Here is a 15,774-nt window from a genome sequence, read left to right as displayed (position 1 = left end):
GATAGGGTCATAGTGGTACGAGAGTCCAAATTAAAAATGATGTTGTATTAATTAGACACAACACAATTGTTCATTGGGCTTTAAATCGTCTTTTTCATCATATTGAATATCGAGAGGAACAGGTGGCACTCCCTTATTGTTAAAAAATCCCAATTTTGCCAAGGCGGCTGAACGGTCGATGGTATCTTGAGGTCGACTCTTGTTGACCTGTTCTGCAATCGCAAAATTAATGAAACAAATCGTAACCAAGCAAATTGCAGCAATCAGGGGGATAATTGGATTTGCTGCAAACATAGGAAGAGCGCAACACATTGCGAGAAAAATAAGTGTCGTGGTGGTTACATGAGAGCCGAGTCGATACCGTTCAAAATCCATTTGCGTGTCTATTGCCTTAATATGTTCCTTTATTTGCCCTTGCTCTTTCTCAGTTGAAGTGCTTAGCATAGCCATATATTGCGAGCGCAGTTCGCTTAAACGACTCAATTCGATATAAGCCCTTGTCATCGCCATGATGACGTCAAACGCAAAAACAGCAAGTGATACATAAACTCCGAATGGAGCCAAAGCACCGGTTAGGATAAAACAATTAATGAACCCTGCACCTACCCAGGCAGTGTCATTTCCTAATTCAAACCAACGACGCTTTATTTGGGTACTAAGACGTACAGACCAACCCAAAGCGTATTCCTTATCATCCATCCACCATGTTGGCACCGTATGCTTTATCAACACAAAAAGATTCACTAATAATCGTGGCAACCAAAAAAACCAGGCTACATGCATCAAAATAGGGTCCAGAACTTTACCCATTATTCTGACAAAATGTCGATATGATTCCGAGCTTGTATTAAGGACAGCCAACAAATCCAGCGCCCGTTTGGAGCGAGTTAATAACAACCGATATAAATTAACATCAAGAGTCCTATTGCGTATTTCTTGCGTAAATGAAGTACTAGCTTCTACTTTTTTCGGCTGTTGAGGAGGCCCCCCTAGTACTTCTAGCAATTCACGATATAAATTTTGTTGCTGACGTAAACGCGTCACTTCTCGGGGTATGATCAAGTAGTGTTTATAAATCTCTTCCAAAAGCTCAGCCATTATTAATGCAGCAATAAGTTGCTCTTTGAGCTCTTCTCGATCGACTACCTGCTTAGAGAGAAACTTGGCTCTTAATTGTTGCCCCAGTAAGCTGTATTCTAGATTCAACACCAGATGAAGAGGGACTACCTTACGGTAAAAATCAGGACCTAAATGCTTAATACGTTCTGAGAATGTCCTGTACATAGGAATTTGCCCAGCATGAGGAAGGGATAATTCCGGAAAGGTTTCTTGTAGATGTCGAATTAATGGGGTCATGATGTCCTAAAATGAGTTTGAATTTCGGGATATCAAATAAACAATTCTATATTGATCATTTGTTTATTGTCTATAAATAACTTTAAAAGTAAAAAAATCGGTCTGATTATATATAAAATTACACAAAAAGAAAATTTATGAACTACTTTAACTATTTATTGTTGCTATGAATGAGTATTTACCAATAAAAATATACATGCTCTTTCAGTGCCAAGGAAGTCTTTTTATTGGAGTAATCGATCTATACTATTGGTAAGTAATTTTGTGGTTTTAGGCTGCTCATAAAACGCGAAAATAGGACAAAATTAGTTCTTTTTGCAAAAAAATGATCAAAAATGCACTTATTTTCTTGCTGATTCATGTCTTCTGAGCGACAATATCACACCTAGTTAAGTGCACAAGAGAACCCATGAATCTTTCCAAAGAATTAGCTAATGCCATTCGCATGTTGAGTGTAGACGCAGTAGAACAAGCCCAATCAGGACATCCAGGAATGCCTTTAGGCATGGCTGATATTGCCACTGTGTTATGGAATAAATTTTTAAAGCACAATCCACAAAACCCTCTTTGGTTTAACCGCGATCGATTTGTATTATCTAATGGACATGGTTCCATGTTGCTATATTCCTTACTTCATCTGAGTGGCTATAACCTCTCCATCAACGATTTGAAGGATTTTCGCCAATTAAATTCGAAAACACCTGGACACCCAGAGCATGGTCATACCCCTGGAGTGGAAACGACTACCGGTCCTTTAGGGCAAGGCTTAGCAAATGCAGTGGGAATGGCTTTAGCAGAGCGCGTTCTGGCAACGCACTTTAACCGCGATGATTTTAATCTTGTGGATCATTACACTTATACCTTTACAGGTGATGGCTGCCTGATGGAAGGTATTTCCCATGAGGCATGTTCGCTCGCCGGTACTTTAGGCTTAGGCAAACTGATTGTGTTCTACGATGACAATGGGATTTCTATTGATGGTAAAGTAGAGTCCTGGTTTACTGATGACACCGCACAACGTTTTAAAGCCTATCACTGGCAAGTCATCGAAGGTGTAGATGGCCATGATATGGAGGCAATTGAACAAGCCATTCTTAAGGCCCAAGCGAATACCACCCAACCCACATTGATTATCTGCAAAACCATAATCGGACTTGGTTCTTCTGTTGCAGGCAGTGAAAAAGCCCATGGTGCCGCCTTAGGAGCAAAAGACATAGCCAATGTGCGCGAATTTTTTAAATGGAAGCATGAGCCTTTTGTTATCCCTGATGCCATTTATCAGCAATGGAGTCATAAAGAACAAGGCGAAAAAGAAGAACAGCAATGGCTAACTCTTTTAAACGACTACCAACAACACTATCCTCAAGAACATTATGAATTTTTACGCCGCATCAATGGGGATCTCCCCGATGATTGGCAAAGTCAAAGCAAGGCATTTTTTGAGAAATGCCGTAGCAATGACAAAGCAATCGCCACACGTAAATCTTCACAACAATGCATCGAACATTTCGCGAGCATGTTGCCCGAAATGCTTGGTGGTTCAGCCGATTTAACCGGCTCTAATAATACGGATTGGTCAGGCAGCAAAGCCATTACCGGCGAAGATTTTTCGGGTAATTACTTGTACTATGGAGTACGGGAATTTGGTATGGCGGCAATTATGAATGGTATGGCAGTCCATGGAGGATTTATTCCTTACGGCGGCACATTCCTGGTTTTCGCAGATTACGCGCGCAATGCCATTCGTTTAAGTGCGTTAATGAAACAACGCGTTATTTATGTCTTTACTCATGACTCCATTGGTTTAGGCGAAGACGGTCCAACCCATCAACCCGTAGAACACGCATCCATGTTGCGGATGACTCCAGGCATGAGTGTATGGCGTCCTGCAGATTTAATGGAAACAGCCGTTGCATGGAAGCTCGCTTTGGAGCATCATAATGGGCCAACATCCTTACTGCTTTCAAGACAAAATTTACCTGCATTGCCTCACGGAGCAACTGCAGCAGAGTTAATTACAAAAGGAGGTTACATCATTATGGATTGTGATGGCACACCTGATGCCATCTTGATTGCAACAGGCTCGGAAGTGCAGTTAGCAATCGCAGCTGCAGAGCAAGTGAAAACACGGGGACTTAAGGTAAGAGTGGTTTCTATGCCTTGCGCAGAACGATTCCTGGAGCAAGACCAAAATTATAAAAATCAGGTATTGCCCCAAAACGTCCACACTCGTATCGCAATTGAAGCTGCAAGCTCCGCTTATTGGTATCAATTCGTCGGCTTGCAAGGTGCCGTAATTGGCCTGGATCGTTTCGGTGTATCAGCTCCAGCAAATCAGGCATACGAATACCTGGGTATTACTGTAGAGCGAATAATTAAGACTTTAGAAGAATTAGTAATAAAAAAACAATAAAAACTTGTAGCCTGGGTGAAGGCGAAAGCCGTAATCCGGAACGTAAGGTCGTTTTACCCCGGGTTGCGCTTCGCTTCACCCAGGCTACGATTGCACACTTAACTTGAGATAGTAGTAACTCATTACTAAAATTGGAGAGAAGTAATATGACAATACGTGTCGCTATTAATGGCTATGGCCGCATTGGCCGTTGTATCTTAAGAGCAATTTTTGAATCCAAAAAACAAAATGACTTTGAAATCGTTGCTATCAATGATTTATCTGCAATTGAGACTACAGCCCATCTGACCCGTTATGACACTACACATGGCCGCTTCGCATCCGATGTAAGCGTTGAAGGCGACATGTTAATAATCGACGGCCATCCAATCAAAATCATTGCAGAACGTAATCCTCTAAATCTGCCTTGGAAAGAGTTAAACATTGATTTAGTCTTAGAGTGTACTGGTTTCTTCACGGAACGAGAAAAAGCAATGCAGCATATTACTGCTGGCGCGAAAAAAGTATTAATTTCCGCTCCAGGAAAAAATGTGGATGCAACGATCGTTTATGGAGTGAACCACCAAACGCTTAAAGCGTCTGATCTTATCGTTTCTAATGCGTCTTGCACCACAAACTGCTTAGCACCTGTTGTGAAACCTTTAAATGATGCCTTAGGTATTGAATATGGTTTATTGAATACAGTACATGCTTACACAAACGATCAAATGCTTTTGGATGGAAGTCATGAAGATTTACGCCGTGCTCGTGCAGCAGCGCATTCTATTATTCCAACAAAAACAGGTGCAGCCGCAGCTGTAGGATTAGTCTTACCTGAGTTAGCAGGAAAACTCGATGGCTTTGCGATGCGTGTTCCAGTCCTTAACGTTTCTGTTATCGATTTGACCTTTACAGCGAAGCGTGAAACGAGCGTAAAAGAAGTTAATGACATCGTACGCCAAGCAAAAAGTCGCATCTTACAAATCAATGATGATCCTTTAGTATCCTGTGATTTTAATCATAATCCTGCATCGTCTATTTTTGATACCACGCAAACTAAAGTATTTGGAAACCTAGTGAAAATCGTAGCCTGGTATGATAACGAATGGGGCTTTTCTAATCGTATGCTTGATACAGCACAGCAAATGATGAGTTGCTAAACCCCTGTTTGGAGATATTGATGAGTCTGATACAAATGAGCGATATAGACCTGTCTGGAAAACGGGTGCTAATTCGTGAAGATCTAAATGTTCCAATCAAAGAAGGAATGATTACCAGTGATCAACGATTGCAAGCGGCATTACCCACTTTAAAAGCTGCCTTGGATGCTGGTGCGGCAGTGATGGTTTTATCTCATTTAGGCCGCCCTGAAGAGGGAAAATTTGAACGACGCTTTTCTATGAAACCCATTGCAGAATACTTGCAAAAACATCTGAACTATCCTGTTCATTTCGTAACTGATTACCTCAATGGTGTGGATGCTAAACCAGGAGAGTTAGTCGTTTGCGAAAACGTACGCTTTAATGTTGGTGAAAAGAATAATGAAGAGCAGCTGGCTAAAAAACTTGCCAGCCTCTGCGATGTCTTTGTTATGGATGCTTTTGGTACAGCGCATCGGGCCCAAGCTTCTACATATGGTGTCGCTCAATATGCACCGATTGCCGTTGCCGGTCCTTTGTTGGTTCGCGAACTTAATGCTATAGAGAAAGCACTTGCGGCACCTGAGAAACCTATTGTCGCGATTGTTGGCGGGGCCAAAGTTTCCACCAAGCTCAGTTTGTTACGCCAATTAGTCACCCTTGTTGATTGCTTAATCCCTGGAGGCGGTATTGCAAATACATTCCTTAAAGCCCAGGGGTTTGAAATTGGTGTTTCCCTTTATGAAGAGGCTTTGCTGGATGAAGCACGAGAAATTCTCCAAATTGCTGAAGAAAAAGGGTGTCGCATACCCTTACCAACTGATGTGGTAGTAGGTAAATCGTTTAGTGAGCAGTGCCCTGCTTATAATAAATCGTTACACAATGTTGCCGCTGATGACATGATTCTTGATATTGGACCCATGACAGTTAGTGAGTATGTAGACCTAATTAATGAAGCTAAAACTATCATTTGGAATGGCCCAGTTGGCGTTTTTGAATTTGCCCAATTTGCGTATGGAACCCGGGCATTAGCGATTGCTATTGCGGAAAGCGATGCCTTTTCCATTGCTGGTGGTGGAGACACCCTTGCCGCAATCGATCTCTATGATCTGAACCAGCAAATTTCCTATGTTTCCACTGGAGGGGGGGCATTTCTTGAGTGCTTAGAAGGAAAAACCTTGCCAGCTGTTGCCATTTTGCAGGAGCGTGCAAAAGATGTTAAGACAAACTAAAATCGTAGCAACATTAGGCCCGGCAAGTAATAATCCGGTAACACTACGTGCCATGTTAACCGCAGGAGTTGACGTGGTGCGCATCAATTTTTCACATGCTGATGCCTCAGCATTACAACTCATTGCTTTAGTTCGAGAAATTGCTGAAGAATTAAATCGTCCACTGGCAGTAATGGCTGATTTACAAGGGCCTAAAATTCGTATTGGTCGTTTCAAAGAGAAATCGATTACTTTGATTGAAGGCCAAGACTTCACTTTGGATTGTAATGCCGCAGAATTATTAGGTGATAATAAGGAAGTTTCTGTTGCATACCCCAATCTTTCTAGTGAACTGGCTCCAGAAGATCATTTATTGCTTAATGATGGTTTAGTTGAATTGGAAGTAATAAATATTTCTGGCTCCAAAATTCATTGCCGTGTGGTTGAAGGCGGTGTCTTGAGCGATCTTAAAGGATTAAACAGAAAAGGTGGTGGGTTAGCAGCCAGAACCATGACTGATAAAGACAAGCGTGATTTACGCACAGCGATTGAAGCAGAAGTAGATTACATCAGTTTGTCTTTCGTAAAAGATGCTGAGGATATTCGTCATGCTCGTGCGCTCATGACTGAATTTGGCAAAAAAATACCAGTGATTGCTAAAATTGAACGAACCGAAGCATTGCACTATTTAACCGAAATTATTCAAGAAGCGGATGCACTCATGGTTGCCCGGGGCGATCTAGGAGTTGAAATAGGCGCCGCTGAAGTCCCTGCAATCCAAAAGCACATTATTGGCGAAGCCCGTCGATTAGACAAAGTAGTGATTACTGCAACGCAAATGATGGAATCGATGATTAATAATCCTCAACCTACTCGTGCAGAAGTCTCTGATGTTGCCAATGCGATATTAGATGGGACCGATGCGGTGATGCTGTCTGCAGAAACAGCCAGTGGCCATTTTCCCGTTAAAGTTTTGACTATGGTCAATAAGATCTGCCTAAGTACTGAGAAACATGCAAGTTTTTACTATCACAACGATAAAACGGAAGCCCATCATTATCACCGTGCGGATCAAGCAATTGCCATGGCAACAATGCATACCGCCAATCATTTCCCCATCCAGGCAATTATTACATTGACCGAATCAGGGGATACTGCCTTATGGATTTCCAGACAACAAAGTACTGTCCCTATTATCGCTGTTTCTGCCAATAAGCGAACCATAGGTCGCTTGTGCCTGGCTCATAATGTTTTTCCCGTGTTCATGAATTATCATCAATTCGATGCGGAAACATTGAATCAACAAGTACTTGAAGAGCTCATAAAATCAGGCCATCTTGAGCCCAAAAGCTTTGTCTTATTAACAAGGGGTCGAATGATCGGCACCGCAGGAGGTACAAACAGTATGGAGATTATTCGGGTCTAAATGCTGTTTTTAAGATATACTTTTATTTTATTTTGCGGGTGTAGTTCAATGGTAGAACCTCAGCTTCCCAAGCTGATGGCGTGGGTTCGATTCCCATCACCCGCTCAATTCTAAAAGCTAAGGCGGATAGAGTTAGCACCAATGGCTGATTTCACATTTTCATACTTGGGGAGTCAGGATAATCCTTATGAAAATTTTCTTGTTTAGTAGCGAGTTCTTGTTCGTTACACTCGACACATTTTCCACAACAACAACGGATCGTTCGAGAAACAACCAAAGGTGTTGAGCCGCCCACCCCCATACCCAAACACGTAGTGAAGATCCACGGCAAGGGAGTAAAACAAGAAACTACAATGCCAACGGCTAAACCGATCGAACAACCGCAGCCTACAGCCGCTTTTTCTCCTTTGGTAATGCATGATTTTTTAAGTGGAAGATCCCAAATTTGACTGATTTCATCTTTTTGAGCTTTAATAGACTTTTTAAGTTCCACGATTTCTTTTTCAGCTTCGGAGCGCTTTTGGCGAAGAATTTCAGTGTGCCTTCTTTCTAGGAAACCTATAAATTGGGTACGTATTTTTGGAAAGGTTCCGTTATAGTCTTCATCACATATTTTAATGTAAATTTGCTTTGGATATCGAGAAACCAGTGATCTGAAGGTTTTATTGGTATTATATAAATAATTTAACGACTTTAAATCAAGAAAAAACATGATCTGGAACATTACGTCATCAGGGACTCCAGAAAAACTTCCTTTTTGTGTAGCATCAGTTTGTTCTTCTTCCTTTTTATTAAACACAACTCCTCCATTACAACGATTAAAAATGGAATATCGGTTTCAACTCCGGTGATATTATCGAATATTATAGAATATTCAAACAGTTATTTAATTTTCTTTAAGCTACTTAATACGGAGTATTAAAAGAGAGTCCGGGTAAGGTTCTGAAAACCTGGGTTTCGCTTCAAGGCACCCAGGCATGATTCGAAGTAAAATGAACTATTCGATGATTTCTTTTTTCTCGCTACGAGATAATCCCAATTTCTCTTTCAAACGCGCCACTGCATCTGGATCATATTGCTTAGTCGCTTTATTTTTTACGACTACAGCTGTGGTCCTCGCTGGTTGTACTGGAGCATTTAAGGTGTTATAGGTTGAAGAGCGTACAGGGTAAGTAGGGAAGTAAGCCTCTGTAGACGTAGATGATTGACCCGTTACTTGCGATTGAAAAGCGGTACTGTGTTGGGTCGAAGCGTTGGAGCTGGTCGTCTTTTCTACTTGAGTTTTGCGTGCGTTTCTTACACTTTTTTCAACACGTTTTTTAATTTTGGCAGCTGCATGTTCCGCTTCCTCTTCACTTACCGCAGAGACATCATTACCTTGCAAGTCAACGCGCATTTCTCGAAGCTTGAGGCATGCCAAATAATCAAGTCGACGCGTAAATAAAACCACGGCCTCTCTTAATTTACTTTTGGAAATCCCTGCTTTTTCAGCTTCATCTGCATGCAGCAAAATATCATCCATAATCCCCACTTTTAATGGACGGATCCGTAATGAATTATCGAATGCTGCGGGAAAATGGGCAGCGAGCCACAATAATGCATCTGTTCGTGCTTTTTTTGAACCGATTTTTTGAGCTTTATTAATAACGGCAGTGCGTGGGTGCAGCTCCTGTTTTCTCATTAGTGTACCCTTGTTAGATATTGAATGTCATATCCGGAAAATGAAATCATTCGCCTTAAGAATGAGCGCACAATGTACAATGTTTGATGATTGTTTGCAAGCACTCTGAAACATGTTCAATACGGTAAAAACAAGAAATCAAAGTAGAAAAATAGGCAATGATAGTCCTATAATGAAAACAGGACTTTTAAGTTCGTAATTTTTACTATAGATGCGATAGGATTTTAGTGTCTCGCTTAAGCCTTTTGATTACGACTTATGGAGCAAAATATGACAGATTTTATAAAAAAATTATTTATATTATTTATTGCCTTATTCTTTCCATGGATCATATTTCTTATGAATGATAATCCCGGAGGAGCCTTTATCGCCTTGGCGTTACAAGCCACCGTGATTGGATGGCCATTTGCAACCGCCTGGGCTTTGCGAACACACTATCCTCCCCCAAAAGAAAAGCAACACTAAGATCATAAGGAGAACTATGTTAACTCGCGTTATTGTAAATGGAGCTAACGGTAAAATGGGCTCGCTAGCCTGTGAGACCCTCAATAATCACCAAGAATTTGAATTAGTCGCACAACTTGGCAAAGACGATGATTTGGCACAAGCCATTAAAGACACTCAGGCGCAAGTTGTTGTTGATCTAACGCGCGCAGATTGTGTGTATCAAAATAGTCTTACGATTATAAATCATGGAGCCCATCCAGTTATTGGAACTTCAGGACTTCTACCCAACCAAATTAAAGAATTAACTACGTTTTGTGAAAGTCGTCGTTTGGGTGGAATTATTGTACCTAATTTTTCTATAAGTGCGGTTTTGATGATGATTTTTGCAGCCAAAGCGGCTGAATATTTTCCTGAAGTAGAAATTATTGAAGCACATCATCAACAAAAGCTGGATGCACCATCAGGAACAGCTTTAAAAACGGCTGAAATGATTGCTGCAGCACGGAAAGATCCCAAAAATAAATTAAATCTAAAAGAGTTAATCCCTGGTGCTCGGGGCGGAGTGCATTACGATATCAACATCCATTCTATACGTCTTCCTGGGGTTATTGCGCGTCAACAAGTCATTTTCGGCAGTGTAGGTGAAACACTAACTATTACAGACGACTGCATTGATCGACGCTCTTTTATGCCTGGAATCGTTTTATCCTGTCAAAAAGTATCCGGGTTATCTACTTTGATTTATGGACTTGAACATTTGCTCTAAAAAACATTCCTAGAAATTGTAGCCTGGGTGAAGCCCAGGCCAAACCCAGAAAATTATCTTGACCACTCAAATGACGCCTCACTCAAGCTACATTATCTATTTAATGCATATATACTTCCTTAACATTTGACTCTTTAGACCTAGTAAATAAGCTCAACCATTCTTCTAATGTCTTTTCAACCATTTGCGTAAAGTCTGCCTTATCATTTGGACCAAGAAATTCACGTGCACGTCCATAAACTGAATTAGTTGCCTCTGTACGGCTTTCATCGGATTCAGGTCTGTCCAATATGATTTGGAATATCTTTTCAAACCGCACAACGTTATCTTTTCCAGATGAAGGACTTAGCATTAAATCAAAAATTTGCTTTATCCCATCAGGAATTGTTGCGGAGTCAGTAAAGAACTTTACAGACCAACGTCCATTCGAGTCTGCTGCTGGAATAAATAGAGCTTTCTCATTAATTAATAGATGTAATGAATCGTAAAGTCGATTACAGTTTACTTTACCTAATTGGCGCGCAGCCAAACGACAGAGCAATGTATTTTTTGGGAGTAGATATTCTTTTACTTTTTTGGTGCTACCAATAAAAATATTTTTTACTTCATTATCTGTTGCAATCCGATCATCCTCTTCAAGCGCCTTCTCGTTATCCAGCCTTTTTTTAATTTCTGTAGCAATATCTTCTGGTAAGTACCACTGAGGAGTCTTTATGCCTTCGGAACCTGGTGCATTCTGTCCTGCATGCTCATGTTGATGACGACTCATATACAGATCAGCTACTAAGGAAACAAAACGAATGCGATTTTTCTTATCCGATTGATCATCAAATACAGGCCAACATCCATAGAGTTCTTTATATAGAATCATTGCATCAGTATGAATAAGCTCTATGGCTTTTCTATCCTTGCCACTGACGCAAGATCCATAAGAATGGCCCTCAATGGTCATGATAATTAACTGCTCAAGAGAACTCAAAAACAATTCCCTGCCCGCATAATCAAAAATAGTTGCAGTCCCTGGAGCTGACTCTAAGACACTTTTATATTGCTCCAGGAGTGTCTTTAGTCCTGGAGTCCAAGGGACAAGTTTCTCCGCAACAGCCAATAAATTCAAACTGTCTTTATCATTTGACTGGGTATAATAGAGCCGTTTTGCTAAATTGTAGGGATGATTATTCTGGAGAATAGCTGGTTTCGTCGCACGTCGCTCTACCGCTGCACGTGCTAATTTATACAGCTCTAAATCTGGAGGTAACGTGGGCAAAAAATCGGTAATAAAGGTCGGCACATAATCAACTGCATGAATTGGACTAATCAAGGTTTGTAATATTGCAACGCGATCAGGATCTGCATACTCCATCACTTTAGTCAGATTCGAATCGATGTGGCGTTGTTGCACAGCTGCAGGCCATGTTAATCCATCTCGACTTGCAACATGACTGGACCGGTATCGTTTTTTTGAGAGCTCACGAAATTTCCCATCAAGACTCACTGCAAATAAACGGTGAACAGCATAGTTTGCAGGTAGAGGGAGCGTTCGATGACGACTGGATAAATAAGTGACTGCATCTTCGACTCGTTCACATCCTTTCAGTACATGTTGCAGAAAATACTGTTGATGCTCGGACAATACCCAGTACCATTGTGGAAGACTCGAAATGGCCCCCACCGTAGCAGAGCATTCTTTCTTAAAGCTGTCTGAAACGATTAATTTCTTAAACTTGCTTAAATGATAATCTAGAGTTGACGGATCCGGAGCTAACACTCGCATCATTTCTTGTAAATGCGGGCTCAATTCATTAAACCAAGCCGGGAGTGGCGGAGAACCCGCAGCAATTTGTTTTAGATTTGCAGTTAAACTAATCGCCCTTTTTTTAATTGAGTCCCACTCAATTAAAAAACTATTAAAGTCTTGGGCGACTTCAAGATGGCTGCTAATGTTGCGATCAAGATTACAAAAATAGGCATGTTGATACTCTTCAAGCTTATGAAGCCAGGAGGGGGTTTTGGGGTATTGGCTCGCCTTTATTTGTTCTAATTCATTTATAAATTGTTCGTAGTGAGGAGGGAGTGATTCGTCGAGCTGCAGAATAAATTCTTCGTCTTTCAATTTCATAGGCGTTAATGTTGCCAGATCGTAGCGACCTTGACGCATCAATTCGTATTGTTCTGCTTCATTGAGTAATTCAATTGCTTCTTTAATTGAAACACCCCACCCCAAGGTAATGAGTTCAACTAATTTCGCAGTATATTTTTCCAATTCCTTGTGCAACTCATCCATGGACCCTTTTGCACGCACCGCTTCTTCTTCACACTCGCTTACATAATCCTCTAAAGTGCTTTTGAGCAAAAAGCTACTTTGTGAGGCTAATGGATAAGCATCAGCAAGAAAGGAGAACGCTTTATGAAGACTATTAACCCGACGCACGAAACTACGATGATTATCAGGCTTCTTGTGGTAAGTTTCTAGAATATAGCCAGGAAAACGGTTTTCTAAGGCTCGGAGTAATTCAGATGATAATTCGGTACCATAAGGTACTCGTAAAATAATTCCTTTTCCCATCGATTAATTTCCTTAACGACTTACCCCAGTTTAAAAAACTCCCTTAGTTAATTCAAAAAGAGGTTATATTAGTCCTAATCTCTTCATTATTATTGTATAAATAATTCCCCGAAACAATTACAATAATCACTTAATTTGATAAAAATAATAAAAAGGAGTTTGTTAATGAGCTACATTGTACAACATTATATTGGTGGACAATTAATCAAGGAAACAAATGCAGCGAGCCATCCTATCTATAACCCTGCGTTAGGGGAAGTAATCGGTCAAGTTCATTTCGCATCCAAATCACTTTGTGATAAAACAATCGCTACTGCCAAAGAAGCTGGAACAGAATGGGCTCAAACTCCTGCAATAAAAAGAGCGAGAATTCTTTTTAAATTCAGAGACTTATTGGAAAAAAATCAATTGGATCTAGCACGAATCGTCACGCGTGAACATGGTAAGACTTTAGATGATGCGAAAGGTTCTGTAGCACGTGCTATAGAAGTAGTGGAATTACATTGCGGCCTTGTCAATCAACTCCAAGGAGATTTCTCTGCCGATGTAAGTAATGGAATTGACTGCCATACCTTACGGCAACCCTTAGGGGTTTGTGCGGGTGTCTCTCCTTTTAATTTCCCTGTTATGGTTCCGGTGTGGATGATGATTCCAGCGATTGCCTGCGGTAATACATTCATCTTAAAACCTTCCGAACAAGACCCCTCTGCTCCTGTCCGTCTTTTGGAATTATTAAATGATGCAGGCTTGCCTGCTGGGGTTGCCAATTGCTTGCATGGCGATAAAACAACCGTCGATCATTTACTGGCTCATCCGGATATCGCGGCCTTCACAGCCGTCGCCTCCACACCTGTTGCACAACATATTTATACTACCGCAGCAGCCCATGGAAAACGGGCCCATACCTTTGGTGGTGCTAAAAACCACTGCATCGTGATGCCTGATGCCGATTTGGATCAAGCAGCTTCTGCAATTGTTGGTGCTGCATATGGTTCTGCAGGTGAGCGATGCATGGCGATATCGGTTGTTGTGACCGTAGGCGATCACACCGCTGATGCCTTAATTGAACAAATGACGCCACAAATTAAAGCAACTCGCATCAATGCGGGTGATGTACCGGACACAGATATGGGGCCGTTGATTAGTGGACCGCATCGTGAACGAGTACTCGCAGCTGTCGATAAAGGAATCAGTGAGGGAGCCAAATTAATTATTGATGGCCGAGGCTTTAAGCATCCTGAACATCCACAAGGCTTCTTCATGGGACCATGCCTGTTTGATCATGTTGATGAAAACATGTCCATCTATCAAAATGAAATTTTTGGACCCGTTCTGGTGATTGTTCGTACCAATGATTTTGAAGAAGCGCTCGCTTTGGTGAATAGAAATCAATACGGTAATGGAACAGCAATTTTCACCCGCGATGGATTTAGTGCACGCGAATACAGCCAACGCGTCCAAGTTGGCATGGTAGGGATTAACATTCCTATTCCCGTTCCTATTGCCAATCACCCGTTTGGCGGCTGGAAACATTCTTCATTCGGTGACACCAACATGCACGGGCAAGAAAGCGTCAATTTCTATACTCGACGCAAAACAGTCACCAGCAAATGGCCGGTTAGTAAAATCAAAGAAAGTGCGTTTATCATGCCCACGCATGATTAAAAACAGAATAATTAATGTAGCCAGGGTTAAGGCGAAACTGGGCGACATTAAGTAAATCATCCTTCTCCCCTCAAGGGGAGAAGGTGCCCGAGAGGGCGGATGAGGGCTTTAATTAGAGCAACCTCACCCTACCTCCTCTTCCAATTGGGAGAGGGGAAACATCTTGATTTGCTTAATGACCATACAGCAGCACTTCACCCAAGCTACGGTCAGCACATGGAGAACTCAATGGCAAAAATAGGATTTGTGGGACTTGGACATATGGGATTACCCATGGCGATTAATCTGGTTAAAGCGGGACATCAAGTCACCGGATATGACTTACAACCAACCGCCTTGCAACACTTTTCTCAATCCGGTGGTCTTATTGCAGCAAACGCTCAAGAAATTGCTAAAGAAAAGGATGTATTGATTACGATGCTACAAAATGGACAACAAGTATTGAATGTTTGTCATGGCAACAATGGATTGTTTCAAACCGCAAAAAAAGGCGCTTTATTTATTGATTGCTCCACCATTGACGTCAACAGTTCGCGAGAACTACATCATCTGGCCAAACAACACCATCTCCAAGTCGTTGATGCCCCCGTATCCGGTGGCGTTGCCGGAGCCGGAGCGGCTACGTTAACGTTTATGGTTGGTGGTGAAGAACCAGCGTTTCATGCGGCTCAACCCATTTTAGCATCTATGGGACAAAAAATTATTCATACTGGCAGTGCAGGAAGCGGTCAGGCAGCAAAAATATGTAATAACATGATCCTGGGGATCTCCATGATTGCCATCTCAGAGGCGTTTATCCTTGCAGAACAACTGCAATTATCTCCACAAAAACTTTTTGAAGTAGTAACCAATGCATCAGGGCAATGCTGGGCAATGAGCAAATATGCACCTGTTCCTGGAGTGTTGGAAAATGTCCCTGCAAATAACGAATACAAACCAGGATTTGCTGCAGCAATGATGCTTAAGGATCTGTTGCTTAGCCAAGATTCAGCTCAGTCGGTCAATGTGAACACTCCTTTGGGAGCGAAAGCAACTACTCTTTATCAACATTTTATAGACCAGGGCCTGGGTGATTCTGATTTTTCAGCAATTATTAAACTCATTTCCCAAGGTATAGAGGTATAA

The 15,774-nt window shown here is 41.5% G+C and carries 12 protein-coding genes and 1 tRNA gene; 9 read left to right on the top strand and 4 right to left on the bottom strand.

Translation table 11 applies throughout. The features are described from left to right. Positions 1-51 precede the first annotated feature (51 nt). Positions 52-1,356 (bottom strand): hypothetical protein, encoded by a 1,305-nt coding sequence (locus ACWTEW_RS29990; RefSeq protein WP_454781675.1) that lies wholly within the window; start codon positions 1,354-1,356, stop codon positions 52-54. A gap of 409 nt (positions 1,357-1,765) precedes the next feature. Here ACWTEW_RS29990 and tkt point away from each other — a divergent pair, with 409 nt between their 5' ends. The 5 genes from tkt (at position 1,766) to ACWTEW_RS29965 (ending at position 7,629) form a co-directional block, all read left to right on the top strand. Then, the gene (gene tkt / locus ACWTEW_RS29985) at positions 1,766-3,769 is read left to right on the top strand and encodes a transketolase (RefSeq protein ID WP_454781674.1); all 2,004 of its coding nucleotides are present in this window, start codon (positions 1,766-1,768) and stop codon (positions 3,767-3,769) included. Positions 3,770-3,915: 146 nt separating this feature from the next. Then, positions 3,916-4,908, top strand: a complete 993-nt coding sequence (gene gap, locus ACWTEW_RS29980; protein WP_454781673.1) for a type I glyceraldehyde-3-phosphate dehydrogenase — start codon at positions 3,916-3,918, stop codon at positions 4,906-4,908. A gap of 20 nt (positions 4,909-4,928) precedes the next feature. Next, entirely contained in the window at positions 4,929-6,119 is a 1,191-nt protein-coding gene (locus tag ACWTEW_RS29975) for a phosphoglycerate kinase (protein WP_454781672.1), read from the top strand. Continuing rightward, entirely contained in the window at positions 6,103-7,524 is a 1,422-nt protein-coding gene (gene pyk / locus ACWTEW_RS29970) for a pyruvate kinase (RefSeq protein WP_454781671.1), read from the top strand. Before ACWTEW_RS29975 ends, pyk begins: the two co-directional genes overlap by 17 nt. Before the next feature lie 34 nt (positions 7,525-7,558). Further along, positions 7,559-7,629: transfer RNA gene (locus tag ACWTEW_RS29965), tRNA-Gly, on the top strand. A gap of 46 nt (positions 7,630-7,675) precedes the next feature. On the opposite strand, the gene ACWTEW_RS29960 is transcribed toward ACWTEW_RS29965, so the two are convergent. Together ACWTEW_RS29960 and ACWTEW_RS29955 are read right to left on the bottom strand one after the other, a co-directional pair. Further along, positions 7,676-8,323, bottom strand: coding sequence for a hypothetical protein (locus ACWTEW_RS29960; protein ID WP_454781670.1), 648 nt, complete (start codon positions 8,321-8,323; stop codon positions 7,676-7,678). Between the two features lie 198 nt (positions 8,324-8,521). Beyond that, positions 8,522-9,205: a ProQ/FinO family protein gene (locus ACWTEW_RS29955; RefSeq protein ID WP_454781669.1), complete on the bottom strand. Its 684-nt coding sequence runs from the start codon at positions 9,203-9,205 to the stop codon at positions 8,522-8,524. Between the two features lie 270 nt (positions 9,206-9,475). On the opposite strand from ACWTEW_RS29955, the gene ACWTEW_RS29950 reads away from it, so the two are divergent. Both ACWTEW_RS29950 and dapB read left to right on the top strand, forming a co-directional pair. After that, on the top strand, positions 9,476-9,670 hold the full coding sequence (locus ACWTEW_RS29950; protein WP_454781668.1) for a hypothetical protein: 195 nt from the start codon (positions 9,476-9,478) through the stop codon (positions 9,668-9,670). Between the two features lie 16 nt (positions 9,671-9,686). Next, positions 9,687-10,418 carry a 4-hydroxy-tetrahydrodipicolinate reductase gene (gene dapB / locus ACWTEW_RS29945; RefSeq protein WP_454781667.1) on the top strand — a complete coding sequence of 244 codons (732 nt, stop codon included), beginning with the start codon at positions 9,687-9,689 and terminating at the stop codon, positions 10,416-10,418. 100 nt (positions 10,419-10,518) lie between these two features. On the opposite strand, the gene ACWTEW_RS29940 is transcribed toward dapB, so the two are convergent. Further along, on the bottom strand, positions 10,519-12,984 hold the full coding sequence (locus ACWTEW_RS29940) for an oxidoreductase (protein WP_454781666.1): 2,466 nt from the start codon (positions 12,982-12,984) through the stop codon (positions 10,519-10,521). 165 nt (positions 12,985-13,149) lie between these two features. On the opposite strand from ACWTEW_RS29940, the gene ACWTEW_RS29935 reads away from it, so the two are divergent. Next, entirely contained in the window at positions 13,150-14,649 is a 1,500-nt protein-coding gene (locus ACWTEW_RS29935) for a CoA-acylating methylmalonate-semialdehyde dehydrogenase (RefSeq protein WP_454781665.1), read from the top strand. A gap of 216 nt (positions 14,650-14,865) precedes the next feature. Next, positions 14,866-15,774 (top strand): 3-hydroxyisobutyrate dehydrogenase, encoded by a 909-nt coding sequence (gene mmsB, locus ACWTEW_RS29930; RefSeq protein WP_454781716.1) that lies wholly within the window; start codon positions 14,866-14,868, stop codon positions 15,772-15,774.

This window comes from Legionella stuttgartensis (assembly GCF_977063405.2).
This window is presented reverse-complemented; position numbering and strand designations above follow the sequence as displayed.

Bases quoted from the DNA above. Each gene is read 5' to 3' on its own strand.
- ACWTEW_RS29990 (WP_454781675.1), bottom strand. From the start codon at position 1,356: ATGACCCCATTAATTCGACATCTACAAGAAACCTTTCCGGAATTATCC.
- tkt (WP_454781674.1), top strand. From the start codon at position 1,766: ATGAATCTTTCCAAAGAATTAGCTAATGCCATTCGCATGTTGAGTGTA.
- gap (WP_454781673.1), top strand. From the start codon at position 3,916: ATGACAATACGTGTCGCTATTAATGGCTATGGCCGCATTGGCCGTTGT.
- ACWTEW_RS29975 (WP_454781672.1), top strand. From the start codon at position 4,929: ATGAGTCTGATACAAATGAGCGATATAGACCTGTCTGGAAAACGGGTG.
- pyk (WP_454781671.1), top strand. From the start codon at position 6,103: ATGTTAAGACAAACTAAAATCGTAGCAACATTAGGCCCGGCAAGTAAT.
- ACWTEW_RS29955 (WP_454781669.1), bottom strand. From the start codon at position 9,205: ATGAGAAAACAGGAGCTGCACCCACGCACTGCCGTTATTAATAAAGCT.
- ACWTEW_RS29950 (WP_454781668.1), top strand. From the start codon at position 9,476: ATGACAGATTTTATAAAAAAATTATTTATATTATTTATTGCCTTATTC.
- dapB (WP_454781667.1), top strand. From the start codon at position 9,687: ATGTTAACTCGCGTTATTGTAAATGGAGCTAACGGTAAAATGGGCTCG.
- ACWTEW_RS29940 (WP_454781666.1), bottom strand. From the start codon at position 12,984: ATGGGAAAAGGAATTATTTTACGAGTACCTTATGGTACCGAATTATCA.
- ACWTEW_RS29935 (WP_454781665.1), top strand. From the start codon at position 13,150: ATGAGCTACATTGTACAACATTATATTGGTGGACAATTAATCAAGGAA.
- mmsB (WP_454781716.1), top strand. From the start codon at position 14,866: ATGGAGAACTCAATGGCAAAAATAGGATTTGTGGGACTTGGACATATG.